Below are 22,732 nucleotides of genomic sequence, written 5' to 3' on the forward strand. Positions count from 1 at the left end.
TTCGACATGTCGAGGATGTCGTTGATCAGCGCCAGGAGGTGCTGGCCGGACGAGTGGATGTCCTGGCTGTAGCCCTTGTAGCGTTCGTCCCCCAGCGGGCCGAACATCTCGTTCATCATGATCTCGGAGAAGCCGTTGATGGCGTTCAGCGGCGTCCGCAGCTCGTGGGACATGTTGGCCAGGAACTCACTCTTGGCCCGGTTGGCGCCCTCGGCCCTGACCTTCTCGGTCTCGTACTTGCGGGCCAGCTCGGCCAGCTGCTCCTGGCTGCGCTCCAGGCCCGCCACGGCGTTCTGAAGCTGCTCTTCGTTCAGGCGGCGGGACTCTTCCTGGTTCTTGATCGCGGTGATGTCGGCCGCGGTCATGACGAGGCCGCCCTCGGCGGTGCGGCGCTCGCTGATCTGGATCCAGCGGCCGTCCTGCAATTCGGCCTCCCGCACGCCCTTGGCGCCGTCGGGCGCGGCGTGGTCCTGCTTGATGGCGCGGGCGGCGTGGCGATTGATCTCCGCCCGCGCGGCGCCGGGCTTCAGCAGCTTGGGATCCAGGGAGAAGACGTTGCGGTAATTGCGGTTGCACATCAGCAGCCGCCCGTGGCGGTCCCAGAGGGCGAAGGCCTCGGAGACGCTCTCGATGGCGTCGCGAAGCCGGCTCTCGGCGGCCTGGGCGCGGGCTTGGGCGACCCGCTCCTCGGTAACGTCCAAGGCGACGCCGATGATCCGGGAATAGCCGTCGGCGTCCGCCTTGCCGAAGCCTTGGCCGCGCGCATCGACCCACAGAGAACGCTGACCCTGCGCGGCGGCGGGGACCCGGAACGAGACGTCGAAGGCGCCGTACATCGCCGCGTTGGCCAGGGCCTTTCGGAGCCTGTCGCGATGATCCGGCGCGATGCGGTCCAGAATATCCTGGCCCGAAACCACGCCGCCGCCGCCCCAGCCGAACATCGCGCCGGTGACGTCCGAGAGGAACACCTCGTCGGCGTTCAGATCCCATTCCCAGATGCCGCAGCGCGCGGCTTCCACGGCGAGGCGGAAACGCTGTTCGCTATCGATGAATTCGCGCTGGGCCGCCTCGGACTTGCGGCTCTGGATCACCAGCAACAAGGCCAGGGCGATCCCGGCGGCCAGCGGGATGAGCAGGCTGAGCTCGCTGCTGGCCGGAACGACGTCCTCGTCGGCGCTGGGCGCGGTCGAAACGACCGCCAGAGCGCCTTCGCCAACCGGCTTGACGGCGACGTCGATCGGCTTGCCGTCGAGGGTTCGGCCTCGCAGGCCGCTCGCGGCGCGGCGCAGCACCTCCGGCTTCAGCGCGAAGGCTTGCCGGAGCGCCGTCGCGCCTTGGGCCAGACCGCCTCGCGCGACGACGAGCGAGCCGTCGGGGAGGGCGAGGGCGCTGCTTTCGCCGCGCGCCGGCTCCTCGACCAACCGGGAAGCGTCTCCGCTGGCGATCAGGACGACGCGCGTCGCGCCGAGCGGCGCCAGGGTCGTGACATAAAGCCTGCCGGAGGTCCCCACCGAGCCGATCCAGACGGTTCGGCCGGACGCCTCGGCCGCGCGGGCCGCCGATTTCCAGTCCGCGCCGTCGTCGCGTCCGGCCACGGCCAGAACGCCAGCGGGCGCGACTACGGCGACAGCGACGGCTTCGCCGCCGGCGGCGCGCAAGGCGATCTGGGCGGCGTCGGCCGTGGCGTCGGGGTCACGGGCCAGCAGATCCGCGGCGGCCGAAAGTCCCGCTCTCTGCGCCGCGAGGTTGGTCTCGACCCGGCCGGCGATCAGCCCGGCCGTCGCCGCCAGGCCGGGCGCGCGCGGCTGCGCCCGGCTTTGGTCTTCGATGCGTTTCAGGCCAAAGGCGGTGTAGAGGGCCAGCAGCAACAGGGCCGACAGGATCGCGATGCGGGCGAAGCTTTGCGAGGGCGCGCGCGTACGGCTCGCCCGCGAGGCCGCGGGCGCGGTCGGTCCGGCCTTGGCCGTCCCTCCGTGTCTCGCCCTGCCTTTACCCAAACGCACGACTCCCGTGGAACACCCCCGGCGAGTCACTTCGCCAGAAGGTGAATCTAACTTACGGGCCGCATCGACGTCACCGCAGAACCGTCAAATCCGCGCGGATGGGCGTATTAGTCGCAATGAACTGGGATCCCAGCGTTCTTCGACCTAGGCCAAGGACTTGGTGACCAGCTCCAGAACATTCTTGGACAGGTCCGGATGCGCCGCGATGCGTTCGAGTTCTTGTCGCATCAGCGCGCCGAGTTCCGGCTTGTACCGCCGCCAGGCGCCCAGGGGCTCGATCAGCCGCGCCGCCGTCATCGGGTTGAACGCATCGACCGACAAGATCTGGTCCGCCAGGAACCGGTAGCCGGCCCCGCTGGGATCGTGGAAGCGGGCGGGATTGAAGTGGGCGAAGGTCGAGACCAGGGCGCGCAGGCGATTGGGATTGGTCGGCTCGAAATCGGCGTTCTTGGTCAGGCCGATCACGCGATCCAGGGCGTCGGGGTTAGGATCGCGCGCCTGGGCGGCGAACCATTTGTCCATCACCAGGGGCTCGTTCCGCCAGGCCTGATGGAAGTGGGCGACGGCGCTGTCGCGCGTGGGACCGCCCACCGAGATCAAGGCGTTCAGGCCGCTGATCATGTCGGTCATATTGCGCGCGGCCTCGTAGCGGCCGGTCAGGCGCGCCAGGTTGTCCGCGTGCGGGTCGGCCGAAAGCATGTCCGCGCACGCGGCGCCGAGGGCGCGGCGACCCGCGGCCTGAGCGTCGGGCGAGAACTCGCCTTCGTTCTGCATCTCGCCGAACAGCCGGCGAAGCAGATCGCCCAGGTGGACGGCGATGCGGGTGCGCAGGGCGTCGCGCGCGTCATGCAGAGCCTGCGGATCTGTAGGCTCGGAGATCAGCGCCAGGTCCGGCTCCGAAGGCAGGGCCAGCAGCAGCGCCTTGAAGGCGGGTTCGGACGCGTCGTCGACCAGCGCGCGGCCCAGGCCCTCGGCGTAGCGTTCCTCGCCGACCTCGTCGGGCGCGCCGGCGGCTCGGCTCAGGATCAGGTCGCGCGCCAGGGTCTGGCCCGCTTCCCACCGGTTGAAGAGGTCAGTGTCCGAGGCCAGCAGCACATAACGGTCGGACGGCCGAGCATCGGTCTTCAGGTTCACCGGCGCCGAGAAGTTGCGAAGGGCCGAGAGAACCGGCGGCTTGGGCACCCCCTCCCAGCGCACGGTCATGGCGTCCTGATCCAGCACCACCACCTCGGTGTCGCGCAGCGCTTCGCCGTCATACGACAGCAGGCCGATGGCGATGGGGATCGGCAGGGCCTTCTTGGTGGGCTGGCCGGGCGTGGGCGCGGTCGACTGGCGCAGGCTCAGCGTCAGCACTTGGGCGTCGGCGTCGTAGTCGCTGGCGATGGTCACCGTCGGCGTGCCGGCCTGCTCATACCAGGCGAAGAAGTTCGACAGGTCGCGGCCGGACGCTTCGGCGAAGCAGGCGATGAACGCTTCGACGGTCGTCGCCTGGCCATCGTGCCGGTCGAAGTACAGGTCACAGCCCTTCCGGAACGCTTCCGCGCCCAGCAGGGTCTTCAGCATCCGAATGATCTCGGAGCCCTTCTCGTAGATCGTCGCGGTGTAGAAGTTGTCGATCTTCAGATAGCTGGACGGGCGCACGGGGTGGGCCAGCGGACCGGCGTCCTCCGCGAACTGCCGGGCGCGCAGAACCCTGACATCCTTGATCCGTTGCACGGCCGCCCCGCGCATGTCGGCGCTGAAGCTCTGGTCGCGGAAGACGGTGAAGCCTTCCTTCAGGCATAGCTGGAACCAGTCGCGGCAGGTGATGCGGTTGCCGGTCCAGTTGTGGAAGTATTCGTGGGCGACCACGGCCTCGATCCGCTCGTAGTCGGCGTCGGTGGCGGTCTGCGGGTCGGCCAGCAGCAAGGAGCTGTTGAAGATGTTCAGCCCCTTGTTCTCCATGGCCCCGAAATTGAAGTCGCGGACGGCGACGATCATGAAGAGGTCGAGGTCGTACTCGCGGCCGAACGCCTCCTCGTCCCACTTCATCGCGCGCTTGAGGCTGTCCAGAGCATAGGTGGCGCGCGAGGCCTGGCCAGGATCGACGAAGATCTTCAGCGCCACCTCGCGACCGCTCATGGTCACGAAGCTGTCGGTCACCACGTCAAGGTCGCCCGCCACCAGGGCGAACAGGTACGAGGGCTTGGGGAAGGGATCGACCCACTCGGCGAAGTGTCGCGAGCCTTCCAGCGTCCCCTGGTCGACCAGGTTGCCGTTGCTCAGCAGGTGCGGCAGGCCGCCGTCGGCCTCGATCCGCACGCTGAAACGGCTCAACACGTCCGGGCGGTCGGGGAAGTAGGTGATGGTCCGGAAGCCCTCGGCCTCGCATTGCGTGCAGAAGCGACCGCCGGACATGTAGAGGCCGGTCAGGGCCTTGTTGGCCAGCGGATCGATCTCGACCTCGGTCGTCAGGACGAACTGGTCAGGGACTTCGTGGACGGTCAGATGCTCGGCGTCGGCGACGTACTGATTGGCGCTCAGCGCCTGCCCGTCGATGGCGATCGACAGCAGCTTCAGACGCTCGCCGTTCAGCGTCAGCGCCTCGCCGGGCGCGCCGATGCGGCGCACGGCCAGCTCGGCTCGGACCCGGGTCGCGGATGGATGCAGGTCGAAGACCAGCCGCGTGGTCTCGATCGCAAACGGGAAGGGGCTGTAATCGGCGAGCCGGATCGGCTGAGGCGTATCGGTGCGCATGGCCTTTAGCTAAGCCCGCCGGAACGTTTGCGCCAGCGCCGGGCGCAATTACTTGGGACGTCCCCGCAGGAAATGCGTCGGAACGACGCTGTCCGGGGAGTCTGGCGCCGGCGTGGGGGTGGCGCGGCGCGGCGCGGGCGTAAAGGCCTGGGCGCGCGGGCGAAGGTTCAGTTCGCGTTCGAGCGCGGCCATGCGTTCTGAAAGCGAGGGCGCCTTGAAGTCCTGCGGCGTCGGCGGAGGTGTAACCGGTGTCACCGCCGCCGGGGGCCGCGCCGGCGGGGCTTCGGCGGCGGCGGGCGTGGATTTCAGCTTGGCGAGGGCCGCTTCGTCGCCGTGCAGGTCCCGCAGTTCCAGTTCCAGCGTCGCCGCGCGGCGGGCCAGGCCGCGCAGCACCTCGGGCGTCGCCGCGTCGTTGGCGATCAGGGTGATAAGGTCCTGGATCAGAGCGCGCATCTTCGGCGCGGCGGCGATCATTCGCGCCTGGGACTCGATGCGGGCGGGGTCTCGGTCGTATTCCGATCGCGGCACGCGCCATCCGCCCCAGTCCTGGGGATCGGTATACACGATCGGGTATGTGCCGGGGATCGGATGGCGCGGGGTCTCGTCGCGGTCCCGCCAGCGATTGGGGCCGCGCGCCACGCGCCAGTTCTCCTGGCTTGGCGGGTCTGGAGCGTCTCGGGGATCGGCGGTCAATTCGAACGCATGAAACATGCGGCCGAGGCCGACGTCGTAGGTCACGCGAACCGGTTCAGTCAAACCACCGACCCATGCGGGTACGACGCGCTCGACGGTCGCCCAGGCGCCGACGCTATCTACCCATACACGCTGGTTTTTCTTGAAGTGAGCCTTGGCCATGGCTTTCGGAGAATCGCGTTCTGCGAGCATGGCTTATCGATGCGCATACTGTAAGAGCAAATATTTCCCCAAGTAGCGCGAGCAGCTCAACCTTTGGTGCATTTATACAACCGTATAACGACTTGTCTAACCTTGCCGGACTGAGTTTACCGCTCGTTTCTTGTCCAAAGGCGCAGAATCGACGGCGTTGGAATCTGCGTACCGTGGCTTCTAAGGCGGGCGTGGTGTCCGCGGTCGGACCCCTCCGACGGTTGCGCTTGACAGTCATGGCCGAAATAGCGGCCAAGTTTCGACTTGGACGATGGGAGCTGGTCGGGATGGACGGTCAACGGGGGCTGGAGGTCGGGCGCGAGCGGGTGCTGCACCCTGGGCCTTTGCGTTGGCTGCGCTCCTTCGGCTGGATGGCCGTGCTCTTCGTGATCTTCGCGATCGTCTACGCCGGCGCCCAGGCCGTCGGAAATCCCCTGTTCCAGGGTGGCGGTCGCGCGTTGGAGGTGCTGGAAGTCACGGCCATCTGCCTTGCTGGTCTTGGTCTCTACGCGCTGATCGTCCGGCTCGCCGAAGGGCGTTGGCCCGAGGAGTTGAGCCTGAAGCCGGCGCCATTGGACCTGGTTCTGGGCCTGCTGATCGGCGCCCTGATGCTGAGCGCCGCGGTCGGCGGCCTGTATGTGCTGGGCGTCTACGAGATCAGCGGTCCGCGCGAGGCCTCGCCCTGGGGCACGATCGCCATGGCGGTCGAATCCGGTGTGATGGAGGAGCTGCTGATGCGCGCGATCGTTCTGCGTCTACTGATGCGGGCCTTCGGGATCTGGCCGGCCTTGGCGCTGCAGGCCCTGCTGTTTGGCGCGCTGCACCTGGCCAATCCCAACGCCACCCTGACCGCCGCCGTCGCCATCGCCATCGAGGCTGGCCTGATGCTGGCGGGCTTCTACCTGCTGACGGGGCGCCTATGGATGTCGATCGGCGTTCACGCCGCCTGGAACTTCACCCAGGGTTGGATCTGGGGCGCGTCGGTGTCGGGCATTCCGGTCAAGGAGAGCTGGCTGGTCAGCACGCCCAAGCCGGGCGCGCCAGAGTTCCTAAGCGGCGGGGCCTTCGGACCCGAAGCGTCGCTGCCGGCGATGGTGGTCGGGACCTCGGTCGCCGTCGTGGTGCTGTGGAAGGCGTGGCGCAAGGGCATGTTCCAGGCGCGCCCGGACGCGGCGCCGGAGGCCTCTGTCGCGGCCTGAATTTCTTGACGCCGGGGCAGGCTTTCCCTTCGCGTGAACGTCGTTCAGTGTGCTCCCGAGGCCGGCCGAAAGAGCCCGGTCCAGGGAGGATCCAGTGGATTTCGACTATTCGGACGACCAGAAGTTCCTGAAGGACGAGGCGCGCAAATTCCTCGCCGCCCATTGTGACGTCGCCGTAGTGCGCGGGGTGCTCGACAACGCCGAGTGCGCCTTTGACGAGAAGCTGTGGAAGGGCGTGGCCGAGCAGGGCTGGCTGGGCGCCTGCATTCCCGAAGAGTTCGGCGGCCTGGGGCTGGGCCGCGTCGAGCTCTGCGCTATCGCCGAGGAGCTGGGCCGCGCCGTCGCGCCGATCCCGTTCGCCTCGACCGTCTATGTCCTCGCCGAAGGGATCATGGCCTTCGGCTCCGACGCTCAGAAGGCGTCGATCCTGCCGCGCGTCGCCGCCGGTGAGCTGATCGGCTGCCTGGCGAGCTCGGAGGGGCCCGGTGTGGTCGGTCCCGCCAGCCTGCAGTGTCGCGTCGAGGGCGGAAAACTCTCCGGAACCAAGATTCCGGTCACCGATGGCGACGTCGCGGGCGTCGCCTTGGTGCTGGCCAGCGAGGGCGGCCGTCCTGGCCTGTTCCTGGTCGACCTGACCGGTGCGGGCGTGACGCGTGAAACCCTGAAGAGCCTCGATCCCACCCGCAGCGTCGCCAAGCTGACCTTCGCCGGCGCGGCCGCCGAGCGGATCGGCGACGCGGGCGCGGGCTTCGAGATCGTCCAGGCGATCCTGGATCGCGCCGCCGTCTTGCTGGCCTTTGAGCAACTGGGCGGCGCCGATCGCTGCCTGGAGATGGCTCGCGAATACGCGCTGGGCCGCTACGCCTTCGGTCGCGTGATCGCCGGCTACCAGGCCATCAAGCACAAGCTGGCCGACATGTACGTCAAGAACGAGGTCGCCCGCTCCAACGCCTATTACGGCGCCTGGGCCCTGAACGACGACGCGCCCGAGCTGCCGATCGCGGCCTCGGCGGCGCGCATCGCCGCGTCTGAGGCCTTCTGGTTCGCCAGCAAGGAGAACATCCAGGTGCACGGCGGCATGGGCTTCACCTGGGACGTCGACTGCCACCTCTACTACCGCCGCTCGCGGCAGCTCAGCCTGGTCGCCGGCGCGCCCAAGGTCTGGAAGGAGCGGCTGGTCAGCCAGCTCGAACAGAAGAACGCAGCCTAAGGGAGGAACAGGATCATGGATTTCAACGACTCCCCGGAAGAAGCGGCCTATCGCGAGAAGGCTCGCGCCTGGCTCGCCGAGCACGCCGCCGCGCACCGCGCCAAGTGGGGCGAGCTGAAGCCGAACACGCCCGACCACATGGCCGCCGCCAAGGACTGGCAGGCGACCAAGGCCTCGGCGGGCTATGCCTGCATCACCTGGCCGGCGGCCATCGGCGGGGGCGGCGGCACGCCGATCCAGTCGGTGATCTTCGGCCAGGAGGAGACCAAGGCCGGCCTTGGCTACGGCTACTTCACGATCGGTCTGGGCATGTGCGTGCCGACGGTCATGGCCTTCGCCGACGGCGAGACCAAGAAGCGCTTCGTCGGCCCGGCCGTGCGCGGCGAGGAGATCTGGTGCCAGCTGTTCTCCGAACCGGCCGGCGGCTCGGACGTCGCGGCGCTGCGCACGCGCGCCGTCAAGGACGGCGACGAGTGGGTGATCAACGGCCAGAAGGTCTGGACCACCGGCGCGCACTATTGCGACTACGGCATCCTGCTGACCCGGACGGACCCCGACGTGCCCAAGCACAAGGGCCTGACGATGTTCTGGATCGACATGCGCGACGCCGCGGTCGAGTGCCGGCCCATCCACCAGATGTCGGGCGGGCGCGAGTTCAACGAGGTCTATTTCACCGACCTGCGCGTCAAGGACAGCCAGCGCCTGGGCGAGGTCGGCGACGGCTGGAAGGTGGCCCTGGTCACCCTGATGAACGAGCGCCTGGCGGTCGGCGGCTCGGCCGGTCCGAACTATCGCGAGATCATGAAGCTGGCCCGCGAACTGTCGTGCGTGGCCGGTCCGGCGCTGAAGGACCAGGGCTTCCGCGACAAGCTGGCCGACTGGTACGTGCAGTCGGAAGGCCTGAAGTTCACCCGCTTCCGCACCATGACCGCCCTGTCGCGCGGCCAGACGCCGGGGCCGGAAAGCTCGATCGGCAAGATCATCTCGGCCAACCAGCTGCAGGAGCTGGCCAACACCGCCGTCGAGATGGAAGACCAGTACGGCATCCTCGTCGATCCCGACCAGGCCCCGGCCGAAGCGGCTTTCCAGCAGAGCCTGATGTGGGCGCCTGGGCTGCGCATCGCCGGCGGCACGGACGAGATCCTCAAGAACATCATCGCCGAACGGGTCCTGGGCCTGCCGGGCGACGTCCGCGTCGACAAGGACGTGGCGTTCAAGGACATGCCGACGGGGCGGTGAGGGGGAAGGCCTCCCCGGCGCGCGCCGGGGAGGCCTCGTTCCAGACCCTTCAAGAGTTGCCGACCTATCCCAAGCGCCCTTCAGGCGCGGTCATCAAGCGCGTTGGGCGTGCCAGCCTCTGATCATGAAGGCCTGGAAGAACGGGACTGGCTTGGGGAAACCAGCGGCCCGCCACAAGGCTTCCGTCTCGGCCGGAGACAGGACGCTGAGTGCGTTGCGCAGCGTGTCGGCCAGTGTGCTCAACGATTCCGGCGTGGCGCCCATCAGGACCTGGACACGTTTCCAGTCCTCCAGCACATCGGGAAACTCCGGAGCGTCTAGGTCGCCGGTGATCTCGGCGCTGGCGAAATGCCCGCCGGGCCTCAGGCGGTCATGAATGGCGGAATAGAAGGCGAGGCGGTCTTCGCGCTTGATGAAGTGCGCCACAAGCAGGCTGACGACGGCGTCGAAACCGTCGCGCGGCGCATCTTGGACGTATCCGTGAAGAAGCTGGCAGCGATCCAGCACTCCAGCCTGTTCGAGCCGGCCGCGCCCCACCGCTAGCATATCCTCGGAGGGATCGACGCCCACGAACGACCAGCCCGGATACGCCTTGGCCAGCGACAGGATCTCCGCGCCGGTTCCCACGCCCACGCACAGAACGCGCGCATCGGCGGGCAGGTCCGCCAAAACCAGCCGCAGCAGGAAGTGCAAGCCATCAGAGATGGGGGCGAGCGCGCTGTTCCGGCGATCGTAGGCGTCAGCCAGCTCGCGGTTGAAGAGGCTGGGTGGGCTGGAGGGGGAGGCCTGTTTCATTGTTATAATATAACAATCCATGCGGGGCGCGCCACCCTCTAACGCCCCTACGGCGCGATCGTCTTCAGGTACGTCGGCGGCTTCCTGTGGTGCGTGGCCTGCTCATACGCGTAGCCGAGGTTCAGCAGCAGCTTCTCGCTCCAGGCCGGGCCGATGAAGGAGAGGCCCACGGGCAGGCCGGTGACGTCGCCCATCGGCACCGTCAGGTGCGGATAGCCGGCCACGGCGGGCAAGGTGGTGGCCGAGCCGCCGTAGTTGTCGCCGTTCAGCGGGTCGATGGTCCAGGCCGGACCCGTGGTCGGGGCGACGATGGCGATGGCGCCGGTGTCTTTCAGGATCTTGTCGATGCCTTCCGGACCCGCCAGGCGCTTGGAGTCGGCCAGAGCCTTCAGGTAGTCGGGGTCAGCCAGGCCCTTGGTCTTCTCGGCCTTCTCGAAGGTCTCCTGGCCGAACCACTCGAATTCCTTAGGCGTGGCTTTGTTGAAGGCGATCAGGTCGGCCAGCGTGCGGGTCGGGACCTTCTTCGGATCGGTCGAGGCCAGGTAGGTCGCCATGTCGGCCTTGAGTTCGGTGTACAGCACCACGCCCTCGGCCTTGCCGACCGGGCCTTCGTCGAAGTCCTTGACCTCGACCAGGGTCGCGCCCTGGGCCTGCAGGTCCTTTAGCGCTCGCTCGAACACCGCGTCGGTCTTGGGCGAGTAACCGGTATAGAACCGCGCCACGGCCAGCTTCACGCCTTTCAGAGAGTCCTTCGAGAGGCCCTTGACGTAGTCGGTCTTGTGGGCGTCGGCGTCCTTGGTGGCCGGGTCGGCGGGATCGGAGCCGGCGATGATGGTCAGCACCTTGGCCGCGTCCTCGACCGTGGTGGTCATCGGGCCCGCGGTGTCCTGGCTGTGGCTGATCGGCACGATGTGCGTGCGCGAGACGAGGCCGACCGTCGGCTTCAGGCCCACCAGGCCGTTGATCGCCGCCGGGCAGGTGATCGAGCCGTCGGTTTCGGTGCCGATGGCCAGGGGCGCGAGGCCCGCCGCCACCGCCGCGCCCGAACCGCTGGACGAGCCGCAGGCGCTGCGGTCCAAGACGTAGGGGTTGCGAACGGTGCCGCCGACCGCGCTCCAGCCGCTGATCGAATGGTTCGAGCGGATGTTGGCCCATTCCGACAGGTTGGCCTTGCCCAGCATCACCAGGCCGGCGTCACGCAGGCGCTTGGCGATCGGGGCGTCGCGGCCGGTGACGTTGTCCTTCAGCGCCAGCGAGCCGGCCGTGGTGGGCAAGGGATCGGCGCTTTCGATGTTGTCCTTCAGGAGGATCGGAACGCCGTGCAGCGCCGAGCGGACCTTGCCGGCCTTGCGCTCGGCGTCCAGGGCCTTGGCGTCGGCCAGGGCGTTGGGGTTGGCGCCAATCACCGCATGCAGCGTCGGGTTCTTGGCCTGGATCGCCGCCAGCGCCGCCTTGGTCGCGTCCTCCGCCGACTGGGCGTGAGCGCTCGTGGCGAGCAGGGCCAGGGCGGCCGCGCCGGCCAGGCAGGCGATCTTGGTCATGGACGTTTCCCCTCGCGCGGCCGCGACTCTAGCGGCGACCGAGGCGGGAGCATGGGGGCAGAATTCCGCGTTCGCCAAGAGGCGCGAATGTCGTTTGTCGCGATCTAGACGAACACCGCAACATTCTGCCGCGCCAGGATCAGCGGGCGGCCCTTGGCGTCCCACAGATGCATCTCCTGGGTCGAGTAGCCGTGGCCAATGGCTTCGGCGCGGCTGCGCAGCAGGCGCCAGCCGTCGTCGTTCGGATCCGGCAGGCCGACCACGTCCAGGGACCAGGTCATGGTCGAGACCGGGCCAAACTGCCGGAACAAGGTCATGGCCGGCGGTGGCGGGGCGTCGCCCAGGGCGATCAGGGCCGAGAGCGAGGTGGCGGCGGGATCCCGGTGGCGGATCCACAGCAGATATTCCGGCGGCTCGCCCGAACCCGGCCGTCCGCCGCCCGCCACGCGGAAGTCGAACTGACGGATGAAGCTGGGCGCCATGCTGGTGTCGCCCTTATGGAACGGCTCGCACTGGTCGGGCGGCGCGACGACGGGGCAGGGGACGTCCTCGTAGGACAGGTGCGACTCGCGGGCCGCGCCGAAGGTCAGGGTGGCGTGGGTGGCCACGCCCTGTTCGCCCACCAGGTCGACGCTGGCGAATAGGGTCGACTTGCCTTGGCGAAGGATCTTCACATCGATCGACAGCTCGCCCGCGGCCGGGCCGACGAAGGCGAACTGGGCCGAGCGTAGCGGCGGGGCGTCGGGAAAGGCGCGCTGCGCCGCCTCGACGCAGAGCGCGGCCGACAGCCCGCCATAGGTGGTGCGCCCCTGCCTCCAGTCGTCGGTGACGTGGGCGGCGTAGCCCGTCCCGGTGGCGGTGACGCCGGCAAGCAGCTCGGTGTAGGAGGTCATGGCGCGAAAGTTCGTTTTCTTTCGCTACGGAAGTCAAGCGGCCTTGGCCGCGCGAGGTCTAGTGGATCGTCGGTGAGGCGTCGGTCCAGGCGTCGAGCGCTCGGGCTTCGGCTTCTTCCTCGACCGCCATCTCCTCAAGGAGCACCGCGGCCAGCAGCCATTCCTGCAGATCGTCCTCGGTCGCGGTCCCGTTCTCAAGGGCTTCCTTGACGGTCTCGATCAGCCATTCGACGGCGTCAGCGTGGGTCTTGCTCATGGTCTTGCCTCACAACCTGAGGACAAGAGTAATGGTTAAGACACTTGAAGGCCCTGCGACATGGGGTCTTACCGGCGCCGCACGTCGCCGCAGGGCCCGCGCGGCCTAAACCGCGCGGGAAAGAGGCCTTACTGGCCGCCCTTCAGCTTGCGATCGAAGAAGTCCAAGTGTGTCTTCAGCACGCTAAGACCCTTGGACTTGCCGCTGCCGGCGCTGTGGCGCTCGCCGGGATAGAGCGCCATCTCGAACGGCACCGCCTTCTTCTGCAGGGCCGCCATGACGCGAGTGCTGTTTTCCAGGATCACGTTGTCGTCGGCCATGCCGTGCAGCAGCAGCAGGCTGCCGGGCTTCAGCTTATCCAGGCGCGTGTTGATGTCGGCATAGGCGTAGCCGGCCTTGTTCTCGTCCGGCTTGCCCATGTAGCGCTCGGTATAGGCGGTGTCGTAGAGGCTCCACTCCGTCGGCGGCGCGCCGGCCGCGCCGGCCTTGAACGGCGTGTTCTCGGCCGTCATCAGCATCAGGGTCATGAAGCCGCCGTACGACCAGCCCATCACGCCCAGCTTGTCGGGATCGACGTAGGGCAGGCTGGCCAGGAACTTGGCGCCCTGCAGCTGATCCTCAACCTCGACCGTGCCCATGCGGCGGTCGAGGGCGCGTTGGAACTTGGCCGAACGGTTGCCGCTGCCACGGTTGTCCAGCTTGAAGATCACATAGCCGGCTTCGAGATAGGTGCGCTCGGACGGGCTCTGCCAGCTCTTCATCACGCGCTGGGCGTGCGGGCCGCCATAGACCGAGACGATCGCCGGATACTTCTTGGCGGGGTCGAAATTGGTCGGCTTGAGGATCTCGTAATACAGGGTCTCGCCGTCGGCGGCCTTCAGGCTGCCGAACTCCGGAACCGGCAGGTTGGCCGCGTAGGGCCAGTAGGGATGACCCTCTGCCAGCTTGTTCTCCTCGATCCAGCGGACGCGCTTGCCGTCGGCCGAATAGAGCGCGGTCTGGGGCGGGGTCTTCGGATCGCTGTAGGACGCCGCGAAGGCGCCGCCGGTGCTGGCGACCTTGGCCGACCACCAGCCGCCGGCCGGCGTCAGGGCCTTGGGCTTCCCCGGCTTGGCATAGCTGATCTCGTACAGGCGGCGCTCCAGCGGCGTGTCCATCGAGGCGGCGAAGATCGCGACCTTGCGGGCCTCGTCGACGCCCTCCAGGGCAGAGACCGGCCAGTCGCCCTTGGTGATCTGGGCGATCAGCTTGCCGTCGGCGGCGTAGCGGTAGAGGTGGCGGTTACCGTCCTGCTCCGACGACCACAGGAACGAGCCGTCCTTCAACGGCTGGAAGTCGTCAGCGACCTCGATGTAGTGCGGGTCGGTCTGGGTCAGGATCGTGCGGCCCTGGCCGGTCGCCGCGTCGAAGGCGATCAGGTCGAGGGTCTTCTGGTCGCGTGTCAGGCGCTGGACGTACACGGTCTTGCCGTCGGCCGACCAGTCGACGCGGGCCAGGTAGATGTCCTTGTTCGCGCCGAGATCCAGCTTGCGGACCGCGCCCGAGGCGAGGTCGCGGACGAACAGCTCGACCACGGCGTTGGGCCGGCCGGCGCGCGGATAGCGCTGGTTGACGATGGTCGCGCCGCTGGGGCCGATGTCGGCGCGCGGCACGATGTCGACGCCGCTCTCATCGACGCGGGTGTAGACGATGCGGGCCTCGTCCGGGCTCCACCAATAGCCGGTGAAGCGGTCGAGCTCCTCCTGGGCGATGAACTCCGCGGTCCCGAACGAAAGCGCGTCCTTGCCCTCGGTGGTCAGGGCCGTCTCGGCCCCGCCCGTAAGCGGCTTGATGTAGAGGTTCTGGTCGCGGACGTACGAGACGTAGCCGCCCTTGGGCGAGACCTTGGCGTCGACCTCGTCGCCCGGGGTCTCGGTCAGGCGCGAGACCTTCCCGTCGGCGACGCTGTCCAGATAGAGGTCGCCGTCCAGCGGCACCAGGATGAAGCGCCCTTGCTTGTCCCAGCTGTACTCGACGATGCCGCGGGTGGCGGCGACGCGCGCGCGTTCGCGGCGGGCCTTCTCGGCCTCCGAGAGCTCCTTGGTCCCGGACGACAGGGCGGCCGAGTCGATCAGGCGGTAGGGCTCGCCGCCCTTCACGTCGGCCGCCCACAGGTCCTGCACGTTGGCGGCGTCGGGCTTGGCCTTCAGATAGGTGACCCGCTTGCCGTCCGGCGACAGCGCCACGCCCTTGGCCGTAGGACCCGAGAGACTCGGATCGGCGAAGATGCGTTCGGGGGTGAGTTTTTCCGCCAGGGCGGGGGAGGAGAGGGCGAGGACGGCCGCGAGCGCCGTGAGCGAGGGTCTGATCATGGCGCGCGACGCTATGCGTGAGCGCGGCGGTTGTCAGCAGTGAAGTTGTTTCAGGGCTGAAACGCAGCGCCCCCTCCGTCACGGCGCTTGGCGCCGCGCCACCTCCCCCGTTGCGCGGGTGAGGAGGAAGCCGCTCATCCTCCCCCGCATGCGGGGGAGGTGGATCGCTGCGACGAGCAGCGAGACGGTGGGGGCGCTACCGGCAGAAGTTCGTCAGCGCCTCGACGTCCACCGGCTTGGGCGGCGCGGGCAAGCCGATGGCCTTCAGCGCGTCGTCCAGCGTGGTGGGCTGGGGCGGCAGGCTGGGATCGACGTCGGTCTTGTAGAACGGATGCTTCTGCGCCTTCTTCAGCGTCGTGAAGCCAAAGCCCTTGTCTCGATAAAGCTGGAACAGGCGCGGCGCCATGCGCGCGTCGAACGCCCCGGCGTGCATCAGCAGGACGTAGGGAATGTCCTTGCCGTAGAGCGTCTTGGCCATGGCGCGCGAGCGGTCGGCCACGGTGGCCGCGCCGTCTAGATAGCGCTTCTCCAGCTCGGCGATGGCGGCCTGGTCGCCCTTGGCCGCGCAGCGGGCGTAGGGCTCGTTGAAGGCCCAGTCGTCGAAGCTCATCGTCACGCTGGCGATCTTGTAGCGGTGGGCGGCGAGCCACTGGCGGACGGCCAAGCGCTTCTCGGGCGTGTCGCCTTCCGACAGGAACGGGTAGCGCAGCCAGCGCCAGTCCTGGCCCCCCATCAGGTCCTTCAGCATCGGCTCGTTCTGGGCGATCTCGGCCGTGAACTGCTCGGGCGTCAGGGCGGCGAGGTTCGGGTGCGACCAGGTGTGGTTGCCCAGCGGCTGGCCCGCGTCGCGCCACATCTTCAGCACCGGCGTCGAGGCGGGTTCGCGCTCGGTCTGCACGCCGTTGATGAAGCCGAAGGCGGGGGCCTTGGCGTCGGCGGAGGCCTTCAGCAGGTCGGCTGCGATCTGGACCCGGGTGATTCCGGGCGGCAGGGCGCTGTGGGCCGGCAGGTCGTCCCAGGTGACGGCGATCACCGGCTTGGGCGCGGCGTGGGCGGCGGTGGTGCTCAGGACAAGTCCAGCTACGCTCAACCACTTTCCGACCTCCCCGGCGAATGCCGGGGACCAGATCGAACGCGGAGCGCCAACGGCCTTAGCTTTGATTTTGGGCGCAAGCACGTCTGACTCTCCGGATGGATCTGGGCCCCGGCATTCGCCGGGGAGATCGGATTTATTCGGATATTATTTCGCGTTGAACAGGCTGAGCGAAATGGCTTCGGCCATCGCCTTGTAGCCCGCCAGGTTGGGATGCAGGCCGTCGTTGTCGTAGGCCGCCAGCAGGTGGGTCGGCCTGGCCGGGTCGCGGAGGGCCTTGTCCCAATCGATGACGCCGTCGAAGTTTCCGGGCGCGCGGATGAAGGCGTTGATGGCCTGGCGGTCCGCCTCGCTCTCGGGGCCGGGGTGATAGTAGGCCGAGCCGCCGTAAGGCAGGATCGTCGCGCCGATCACCTTGATCCCTCGCGCGCGGGCGCGGTCGATCATCTGGCGGTAGGCGGCGATCACCTGCTCGACCACGGCCTTGCGGGCCTCGGGCGTCGCGGGAGCCTCGCGAGTCAGCGTGCCGAGGTCGTTGACGCCCTCCAGCAGGACGAGATGGGTGACGCCCGGCTGGCTCAGCACGTCACGCTCGAAGCGCGCCAGGGCGTTGGGGCCCAGGCCGTCGAGCAGGACGCGGTTGCCGCCGATGCCGAGATTCAGGACGGCCAGATCCTTGCCCTTCAGCCGCTCGATCAGGGCGTCGGTCCAGCGCAGGTTGGTGTTGGGCTGGACGCCGTAGCCGTCGGTGATGCTGTCGCCGAAGGCGACGATGGCGCGAGCCGTCTTCGCCGTCGGGACCACCTCGACGCCCGCGATCTGGAACCAACGGTCGGCGGTCTTGGCGCCGGGCAGATCCGCGTCCGCCACGTGGTCGCCGGCCAGGACGTAGGACGTCGCGCGCGAGCCGGGGTGGCCGGTCTGCACGTCGGGCGCCTCGACATAGCGCAGGCTGATCGCCAGGCTGGTCAGGGGCGCGACCTTCAGGGTGACGGGGTCGGACCAGTATTCGGCGCCGGCTGGAATGGTGACCTCCGTCCGTCCCGAGAAGGTGAGGGCGCGGTCGGTCTCGGGCTTGATCTTGGCGCTGTCGAGCGCGGCGGAGACCGCGACGTGCGCCGCCTGGATGGTCAGCGGGCGCGTACCGAAGGTGTTGGACAGGCGGATCCGCAGCTTCTCGCCGCCCAGGCTCAGTCGCACGACCTGTCGCAGGGTGGCGTCGCGATAATCTTCGGGAGCGAGGCTATTCTTGGCGTCCGGCGCCAGTTGGGCGCTGGCCCAGGCGCCGACCCAGCGGTCTCGCGCCTCCGCGGCGTGAGCGCCCAGCGGCAAGGCCATGGCGAAGGATAGGGCCAGGGCGGCCAGCGATCGACGCGTACGCAACATCATCAGCGTTTCTCTCCCACTCCGCCTGAGGCGGTAGCGGTAACACTGGTATGACCTCTTCGCTGAGCCGTAAAGCGGTGGGAAAATTTTCTGCGCTCTGTGGCGCCTCGCCGCACAGGAATCGCTTGCAATCGCACCCGTGTTAGCGCTAACAACAACCCGTGAGGTGCCGAGCGCCTCTGCCCTTCCTGGGCGTTTCCTCCCTATGAACTTTTAGCCCGGTCGTTTGGCCGGGCTTTTCTTTTGCGCCGAGCGGCTCGAAGATGGCGGTCCGAATATCGGAGACGCCCCATGCCCGTCGGCAGGCCGCCCAAGAAGACCGAGACCCTCGAGATCCGCCTGCCGCCGCAGACCAAGGCGGCGTTCATGGCGCGCTGCCAGGAGACGCGGCGCACGGCCAGCGAGGCGTTGCGCGACTTCATCGAGCAGGACCTTCGCGCTCCGACGACGACCCGCCGCCGCAGCTTGGCTTGGCGTATCGCGGCGGCGGCTCTGGCGGGCCTGGCCGTGGGCGCCGTCGCCGCCCCGTCGCTCGCGCGGCCGTCCGGCTCGGACGCGGCCTTCCAGCGTCTGGACGCCAATCATGACGGCGTCCTCAACCTGGACGAGTTCAAGGCGCGCTGACGCGACTAACGAATCGGCCGAACGAAGCGATCCCACTGCAGGTTCAGCCAGGTCCACGGCTTATAGATCGCCGCGCCGGGTTTCCACGACGCCAGCACCCATTCGGCCTTGCCCACGATATTGTCGGCCGGCAGCAGGCCGACGCCAAGCTCGCGGGGCCAGCGGCTGTCCAGCGAGTTGTCGCGGTTGTCGCCCATCATGAAGTAGCGACCTTCGGGTACGACATAGACGTCGGTGTCGTCCCCGGGCTGTCCGGCGCCGCCATCATAGGTGACGTACGAGCGGCCGTCAGGCTGACGCTCGCCAACCTCGAGCACCGGGCGATACGGATCGTCATGGTCCTGGACAACGGTCATCGGCGTCTGGGGCAGAGGCTGGTCATTGACGAACACCTGGCCGCCACGGACCTGGATGCGGTCGCCGGGCAGGCCGATCACGCGCTTGATCCAGGTCTGGCTCGGATCGCGCGGCAGGCGGAAGACCACGACGTCGCCGCGCTTGGGCGCGCCGCCCAGCAGTCGGCCAGCGGGCAGGGGCGGGTTGAAGGGCAAGGAGGCGCGGCTCCAGCCATAGGCGAACTTCGAGACGATGATGTAGTCGCCGACGACCAAGCCCGGCTCCATCGAGGAGGAAGGGATCGTGAAAGGCTGGAACAGCACGATCCTGAACAGCAGGGCGATCGCAAGGCCGGCCAGTGTGGTGCGGACGATCTCCAGGATCTCGGACTTGGCGGTCGGCGCGGTCTGGGCGGAGGCAGGGGATGTAAGCGTGTCGGTCATACCGCCAGTTGGAGCGAGCGGCGTCCTTACCGCCAGCGCGACCGTGTCCGGACGGGCCGAAAATCGTGTCCGGACAAAAAGAAAGGGCCGGACGACGCGCGCCCGGCCCAAGTCATAGAGGGAAGAAGGATCGGGGGCTTAAGAGGCCCCCGAATGGATCAGAAGCGCTTCTTGATCGACAGGTAGGCCTGGCGCGGCGGAGCCGGCAGGACGGTCATCGCCTCGCCGTTCGGATCGCTGTTGACGAAGCCGCCCGAGCCGATGGTCGAGATGTAGTCCTTGTCGGTCAGGTTGGTGACGTTGACCTGGACTTCCAGGCCCTTGCCCCAGCCTTCCTCGGGGAAGCGATAGCCGAGGGTCAGGTCGGCCACGGTCGTGGACGGAGCCTGACCGCCGATGTTCTCGTAGGTGTAGTAGCGCTTATCGGTATAGGCGACGCCCAGCTTGGCGAAGAAGCCGGCCTGGTCGAACGCGATCTCGCCCTTGAAGATGTTCTTGGGCGTGTTGACGACGGTCTTACCCTTGGTGCGGACCGTAACCTTGCCGGTCCCGTCGACGACGTCGTCCTCGTACTTGGAGTCGTTGTAGGTATAGGCGCCGTACAGGCTCCAAGCATCGGTCAGGCGATAGGTGCCGGCCAGCTCGACGCCCTTGGTCTCGACCGAGCCCACGTTCGACAGCAGGGCCGGCAGGCCCAGGATCGGCGAGGCCGTGTTGGCCGCCAGCAGGCGGTTGTCGAAGGCCACGTGATAGACCGCCGCCACGCCCTGGAAGCGCTCGGTGCGATAGCGCCCGCCCAGCTCGAAGGTCTTGGAGCTTTCCGGCTTCAGGGTCTTGGCGACGTAGTTGACCACGGTCTGGCTCTGCGAACCAAACGGACCGGAGGTGGCGGCCGAAACGAACGCGCCCATGTTCTCGGTGTAGCCGCCGAACACTTCGAAGTCAGGCGTGGCTTTGTAGACGAAGCCGACCTGAGGCAGGAAGTTGTCCTTGCTCTCGATCTCGCCGGCCAGCGGGTTGCCCACCACCGTCTTGACGTTGTTGGTGACCTTGATCGCCTTGAAGCCGAAATTGACCTTGAAGGCGTCGGTGACCGTCCATTCGTCCTCGAGGTGACCGGTCGTGGTCTTGGTCTCGAACGCGTACTGCCACTGGGTGAAGAACGGGTTCGACTGGAAGTTCAGCGGATCGCGCGACGGAGCCGCGGCGGTCTCGGCGTAGAAGCGGCGCGCCTGGTTGAAGTGGTTCACCTCGTGCCAGAAGCCGCCGCTGACGCGGTGAGCGCCCAGATCGACCGTCAGGCCGGCGGTCAGGCCGCCGCGGTCGATGTCGTACTCGGTGGTGCGGATCGACAGCGGCGCCGCGGTCGAGCCGGCGGTCCCGAAGCCGGGGCTGGCCAGGTAGGGCGTGTACCACAGACCCTGACCCTTGTTCTTGTGCTGGTAGGCGGTGGCGTCCAGCGTCACGCGCTCGGTGATGTCGAGGTTCAGCTTGGCGCCGTAGAGGTCGTCGTCCCGCACGCCGGCGCCGGCGTAATAGGCGTCGTCCACCGTCGCGAACGGCGCGGGCAGGGCGGTCCCGGTCTGGTAGGCGCGCGCCGCGGCGACGGCCAGAGCCCAGTTCGGCTGGGTGTTATCCCAGTCGCGACCCAGGCGCTTGATCATCGCGAAGGACATGTCCTGGTAGTCCTGCTCGCGACGTTCCGAGCGGTGGTAGAAGCCGGTCAGGTCGCCGCGCTGGCCTAGCGGCATCACCAGCTTGGCGTCGTACTGGCGCTGCTTCTGTTCGCCGCCGCCCTTCCACTTGTCGGCCTTCTGGTCGGCGACCGAGATATAGCCGCGCAGGCCGCCCAGCTGCTCGATGGCGCCCGTCTCGAAGCGGCCGAACACGCGGCGCATGTTGTCCGAGCCGCCGGTCAGGTCGAGCTCGCCGCCCAGCGTCTCCTGGGGATCGCGCGAGAAGAACTGCAGCGTGCCGCCCAGGTTCGAGGTCGAGGCGGTGCCCAGCGCGCCGGCGCCTTGGGCCAGCTCGACGCGGCCGATGTTTTCCGAGGCGATGGCGCGGCTGATGTGCAGGCCGTTGTGGTTGCCATAGCTCATGTCACCCAGCGGCACGCCGTCCAGGGTGAAGCCCAGCTGGTTCTGGTTGAAGCCGCGGATCGAGATGCGGGTCGACCACTCGTAAGCCCCGAACGCATCAGCCGATTGGAAGGTGACGCCGGGCAGCTTGTCGATCGCCTTCAGGGCGCTCGTGCCGGCCGCCTGCAGGCCGATCGCGTCGCTGTTCAGCGTCTGGATCTGGCGGCTCTGGCCTTGGCCGATGATGATCAGGGCGTCGACTTCGGAACTGTCGGCGGGCGCGGCGGCGGGCGTCGCGGCGGCGTCGACCTTGTCGTCGGCGAAGGCCGGCGCGGCGGCCGTGAGAAGGACGAGCGCGGCGGCGCCCAGAAGCATCTGGTTCTTTTTCATTGTCAGAATCCCCTTGTCCGACGCGGATCAGCTTCGGATCAGAGCCCGGCTAACAAGGGTCAGCGACGCGCAAGCGACGGTTCCATGTCGGATAGCCGACACTCGCGCGACGAAACGGTGAAGGTCGCGAGCGCCGGGATTCCCGGCCGCGATTGCGCGAAGCGGCCCGGACCGCTATTTCAGCGGCCAATTCCCGAAACCCCGTCCAGCGAGAACGCGAGCCTCATGGCGCAGCAATATATTTTCCAGATGCAGGGCCTGACCAAGGCCTATCCCGGCGGCAAGAAGGTCTTCGAGAACATCTGGCTGTCGTTCTACTCCGACGCCAAGATCGGCGTCGTCGGCGTCAACGGCTCGGGCAAGTCGACCCTGCTGAAGGTGATGGCCGGCCTCGACCAGGAGTTCTCGGGCGAGGCGCGCGCCGCCGATGGGATCAAGCGCGGCTACCTCCCGCAGGAGCCGCAGCTGGATCCCAACCTCGACGTCTGGGGCAATGTGATCGCCGACTGCGAGGACAAGAAGGTCTTCGACAAGTACAACGAACTGGCGGCCAAGCTCGGCGAGGACTACTCCGACGAGCTGATGGAGGAGATGACCAAGCTCCAGGAGATCATCGACGCCAAGGATCTCTGGGACATCGACTCCAAGATCGAAATGGCGATCGACGCTCTGCGTTGCCCGCCCAACGACGCCAACATCGAAAAGCTGTCGGGCGGCGAGAAACGCCGCATCGCCCTGGCCCGCCTGCTGCTCAGCAAGCCCGACATGCTGCTGCTCGACGAACCGACCAACCACCTGGACGCCGAGTCGGTGGCCTGGCTGCAGCACCACCTGGAAGAGTTCCCGGGCTGCGTGATCCTGGTCACCCACGACCGCTACTTCCTGGATCAGGTCACCAAGTGGACGCTGGAGCTGGATCGCGGCAAGGGCATCCCCTACGAGGGCAACTACTCGGGCTGGCTGGAACAGAAGCAAAAGCGCGTCGTCCAGGAGCAGTCGGAATCGGAAGCTCGCCAGCGCGCGCTCACCCGCGAACTGGAATGGGTCCGCTCGGGCGCCAAGGCCCGCCAGGCCAAGTCCAAGGCCCGTCTGGCCGCCTACGAGAAGATGGTCGCCGACCAGGAGAACGCCTCCAAGGCCCAGACCTACGCCCACATCCAGATCCCGCCCGGCCCGCGCCTGGGCAACGTGGTGCTGGAAGTGACCGGCCTCGAGAAGGAATACGGCGACAAGGTCCTGTTCAAGGACCTGACCTTCAAGCTGCCGCCGAACGG

16 protein-coding genes and 1 pseudogene are annotated in these 22,732 nt (G+C 67.8%); 5 read left to right on the plus strand and 12 right to left on the minus strand.

Features of this window, described 5'->3' with window-relative positions; all coding sequences use genetic code 11:
• From Q0379_RS17775 to Q0379_RS17785, 3 genes are all read right to left on the minus strand, one after another.
• On the minus strand, positions 1-1,997 hold a 1,997-nt coding region (locus Q0379_RS17775; RefSeq protein WP_299014656.1), incomplete at its 3' end, for a histidine kinase dimerization/phospho-acceptor domain-containing protein.
• A 150-nt stretch (positions 1,998-2,147) separates the two neighbouring features.
• Positions 2,148-4,739 carry an aminopeptidase N gene (gene pepN / locus Q0379_RS17780; protein ID WP_299014612.1) on the minus strand — a complete coding sequence of 864 codons (2,592 nt, stop codon included), beginning with the start codon at positions 4,737-4,739 and terminating at the stop codon, positions 2,148-2,150.
• Between the two features lie 48 nt (positions 4,740-4,787).
• Complete coding sequence (locus Q0379_RS17785) at positions 4,788-5,495, minus strand: hypothetical protein (protein ID WP_299014616.1); 708 nt, start codon at positions 5,493-5,495, stop codon at positions 4,788-4,790.
• Positions 5,496-5,911: 416 nt separating this feature from the next.
• Between Q0379_RS17785 and Q0379_RS17790 the strand changes: the two genes are divergently transcribed.
• The 3 genes from Q0379_RS17790 to Q0379_RS17800 all read left to right on the plus strand — a co-directional run bounded on the left by Q0379_RS17790 (position 5,912) and on the right by Q0379_RS17800 (position 9,272).
• Positions 5,912-6,823 (plus strand): type II CAAX endopeptidase family protein, encoded by a 912-nt coding sequence (locus Q0379_RS17790; RefSeq protein WP_299014618.1) that lies wholly within the window; start codon positions 5,912-5,914, stop codon positions 6,821-6,823.
• Between the two features lie 94 nt (positions 6,824-6,917).
• The gene (locus tag Q0379_RS17795) at positions 6,918-8,033 is read left to right on the plus strand and encodes an acyl-CoA dehydrogenase family protein (RefSeq protein ID WP_299014621.1); all 1,116 of its coding nucleotides are present in this window, start codon (positions 6,918-6,920) and stop codon (positions 8,031-8,033) included.
• A gap of 15 nt (positions 8,034-8,048) precedes the next feature.
• Positions 8,049-9,272, plus strand: a complete 1,224-nt coding sequence (locus Q0379_RS17800) for an acyl-CoA dehydrogenase family protein (protein ID WP_299014624.1) — start codon at positions 8,049-8,051, stop codon at positions 9,270-9,272.
• Between the two features lie 93 nt (positions 9,273-9,365).
• On the opposite strand, the gene Q0379_RS17805 is transcribed toward Q0379_RS17800, so the two are convergent.
• The 7 genes and pseudogenes from Q0379_RS17805 to Q0379_RS17835 form a co-directional block, all read right to left on the minus strand.
• Positions 9,366-10,067 (minus strand): class I SAM-dependent methyltransferase, encoded by a 702-nt coding sequence (locus tag Q0379_RS17805; RefSeq protein ID WP_299014627.1) that lies wholly within the window; start codon positions 10,065-10,067, stop codon positions 9,366-9,368.
• Between the two features lie 47 nt (positions 10,068-10,114).
• Positions 10,115-11,661 (minus strand): annotated as a pseudogene (locus Q0379_RS17810) (amidase).
• Between the two features lie 51 nt (positions 11,662-11,712).
• Positions 11,713-12,501 carry a thioesterase family protein gene (locus Q0379_RS17815; protein ID WP_299014630.1) on the minus strand — a complete coding sequence of 263 codons (789 nt, stop codon included), beginning with the start codon at positions 12,499-12,501 and terminating at the stop codon, positions 11,713-11,715.
• A gap of 58 nt (positions 12,502-12,559) precedes the next feature.
• Positions 12,560-12,757 carry a hypothetical protein gene (locus tag Q0379_RS17820; protein WP_299014633.1) on the minus strand — a complete coding sequence of 66 codons (198 nt, stop codon included), beginning with the start codon at positions 12,755-12,757 and terminating at the stop codon, positions 12,560-12,562.
• A 128-nt stretch (positions 12,758-12,885) separates the two neighbouring features.
• Positions 12,886-15,108, minus strand: coding sequence for a S9 family peptidase (locus Q0379_RS17825; RefSeq protein WP_299014635.1), 2,223 nt, complete (start codon positions 15,106-15,108; stop codon positions 12,886-12,888).
• 196 nt (positions 15,109-15,304) lie between these two features.
• Positions 15,305-16,198, minus strand: a complete 894-nt coding sequence (locus Q0379_RS17830; RefSeq protein WP_299014638.1) for a polysaccharide deacetylase family protein — start codon at positions 16,196-16,198, stop codon at positions 15,305-15,307.
• 150 nt (positions 16,199-16,348) lie between these two features.
• Positions 16,349-17,590: an SGNH/GDSL hydrolase family protein gene (locus Q0379_RS17835; RefSeq protein WP_299014641.1), complete on the minus strand. Its 1,242-nt coding sequence runs from the start codon at positions 17,588-17,590 to the stop codon at positions 16,349-16,351.
• A gap of 288 nt (positions 17,591-17,878) precedes the next feature.
• Between Q0379_RS17835 and Q0379_RS17840 the strand changes: the two genes are divergently transcribed.
• On the plus strand, positions 17,879-18,211 hold the full coding sequence (locus tag Q0379_RS17840; RefSeq protein ID WP_299014644.1) for an EF-hand domain-containing protein: 333 nt from the start codon (positions 17,879-17,881) through the stop codon (positions 18,209-18,211).
• Positions 18,212-18,216: 5 nt separating this feature from the next.
• Here Q0379_RS17840 and lepB read toward each other — a convergent pair whose 3' ends face one another.
• Together lepB and Q0379_RS17850 are read right to left on the minus strand one after the other, a co-directional pair.
• Positions 18,217-18,990, minus strand: coding sequence for a signal peptidase I (gene lepB, locus Q0379_RS17845; protein ID WP_299014647.1), 774 nt, complete (start codon positions 18,988-18,990; stop codon positions 18,217-18,219).
• 158 nt (positions 18,991-19,148) lie between these two features.
• Entirely contained in the window at positions 19,149-21,458 is a 2,310-nt protein-coding gene (locus Q0379_RS17850) for a TonB-dependent receptor (protein WP_299014650.1), read from the minus strand.
• A gap of 225 nt (positions 21,459-21,683) precedes the next feature.
• On the opposite strand from Q0379_RS17850, the gene Q0379_RS17855 reads away from it, so the two are divergent.
• Positions 21,684-22,732 (plus strand): ATP-binding cassette domain-containing protein (locus Q0379_RS17855; protein WP_299014653.1); only part of this gene is annotated, 1,049 nt, incomplete at its 3' end.

The organism is uncultured Caulobacter sp., from assembly GCF_937900395.1.
In the GTDB taxonomy this organism is placed as follows: Bacteria; Pseudomonadota; Alphaproteobacteria; order Caulobacterales; family Caulobacteraceae; genus Caulobacter.

Coding starts and splice junctions, on each gene's coding strand:
- lepB (WP_299014647.1), bottom strand. CDS start 18,990: ATGACCGACACGCTTACATCCCCTGCCTCCGCCCAGACCGCGCCGACC.
- pepN (WP_299014612.1), bottom strand. CDS start 4,739: ATGCGCACCGATACGCCTCAGCCGATCCGGCTCGCCGATTACAGCCCC.
- Q0379_RS17835 (WP_299014641.1), bottom strand. CDS start 17,590: ATGATGTTGCGTACGCGTCGATCGCTGGCCGCCCTGGCCCTATCCTTC.
- Q0379_RS17800 (WP_299014624.1), top strand. CDS start 8,049: ATGGATTTCAACGACTCCCCGGAAGAAGCGGCCTATCGCGAGAAGGCT.
- Q0379_RS17840 (WP_299014644.1), top strand. CDS start 17,879: ATGCCCGTCGGCAGGCCGCCCAAGAAGACCGAGACCCTCGAGATCCGC.
- Q0379_RS17790 (WP_299014618.1), top strand. CDS start 5,912: ATGGACGGTCAACGGGGGCTGGAGGTCGGGCGCGAGCGGGTGCTGCAC.
- Q0379_RS17805 (WP_299014627.1), bottom strand. CDS start 10,067: ATGAAACAGGCCTCCCCCTCCAGCCCACCCAGCCTCTTCAACCGCGAG.
- Q0379_RS17825 (WP_299014635.1), bottom strand. CDS start 15,108: ATGATCAGACCCTCGCTCACGGCGCTCGCGGCCGTCCTCGCCCTCTCC.
- Q0379_RS17820 (WP_299014633.1), bottom strand. CDS start 12,757: ATGAGCAAGACCCACGCTGACGCCGTCGAATGGCTGATCGAGACCGTC.
- Q0379_RS17850 (WP_299014650.1), bottom strand. CDS start 21,458: ATGAAAAAGAACCAGATGCTTCTGGGCGCCGCCGCGCTCGTCCTTCTC.
- Q0379_RS17815 (WP_299014630.1), bottom strand. CDS start 12,501: ATGACCTCCTACACCGAGCTGCTTGCCGGCGTCACCGCCACCGGGACG.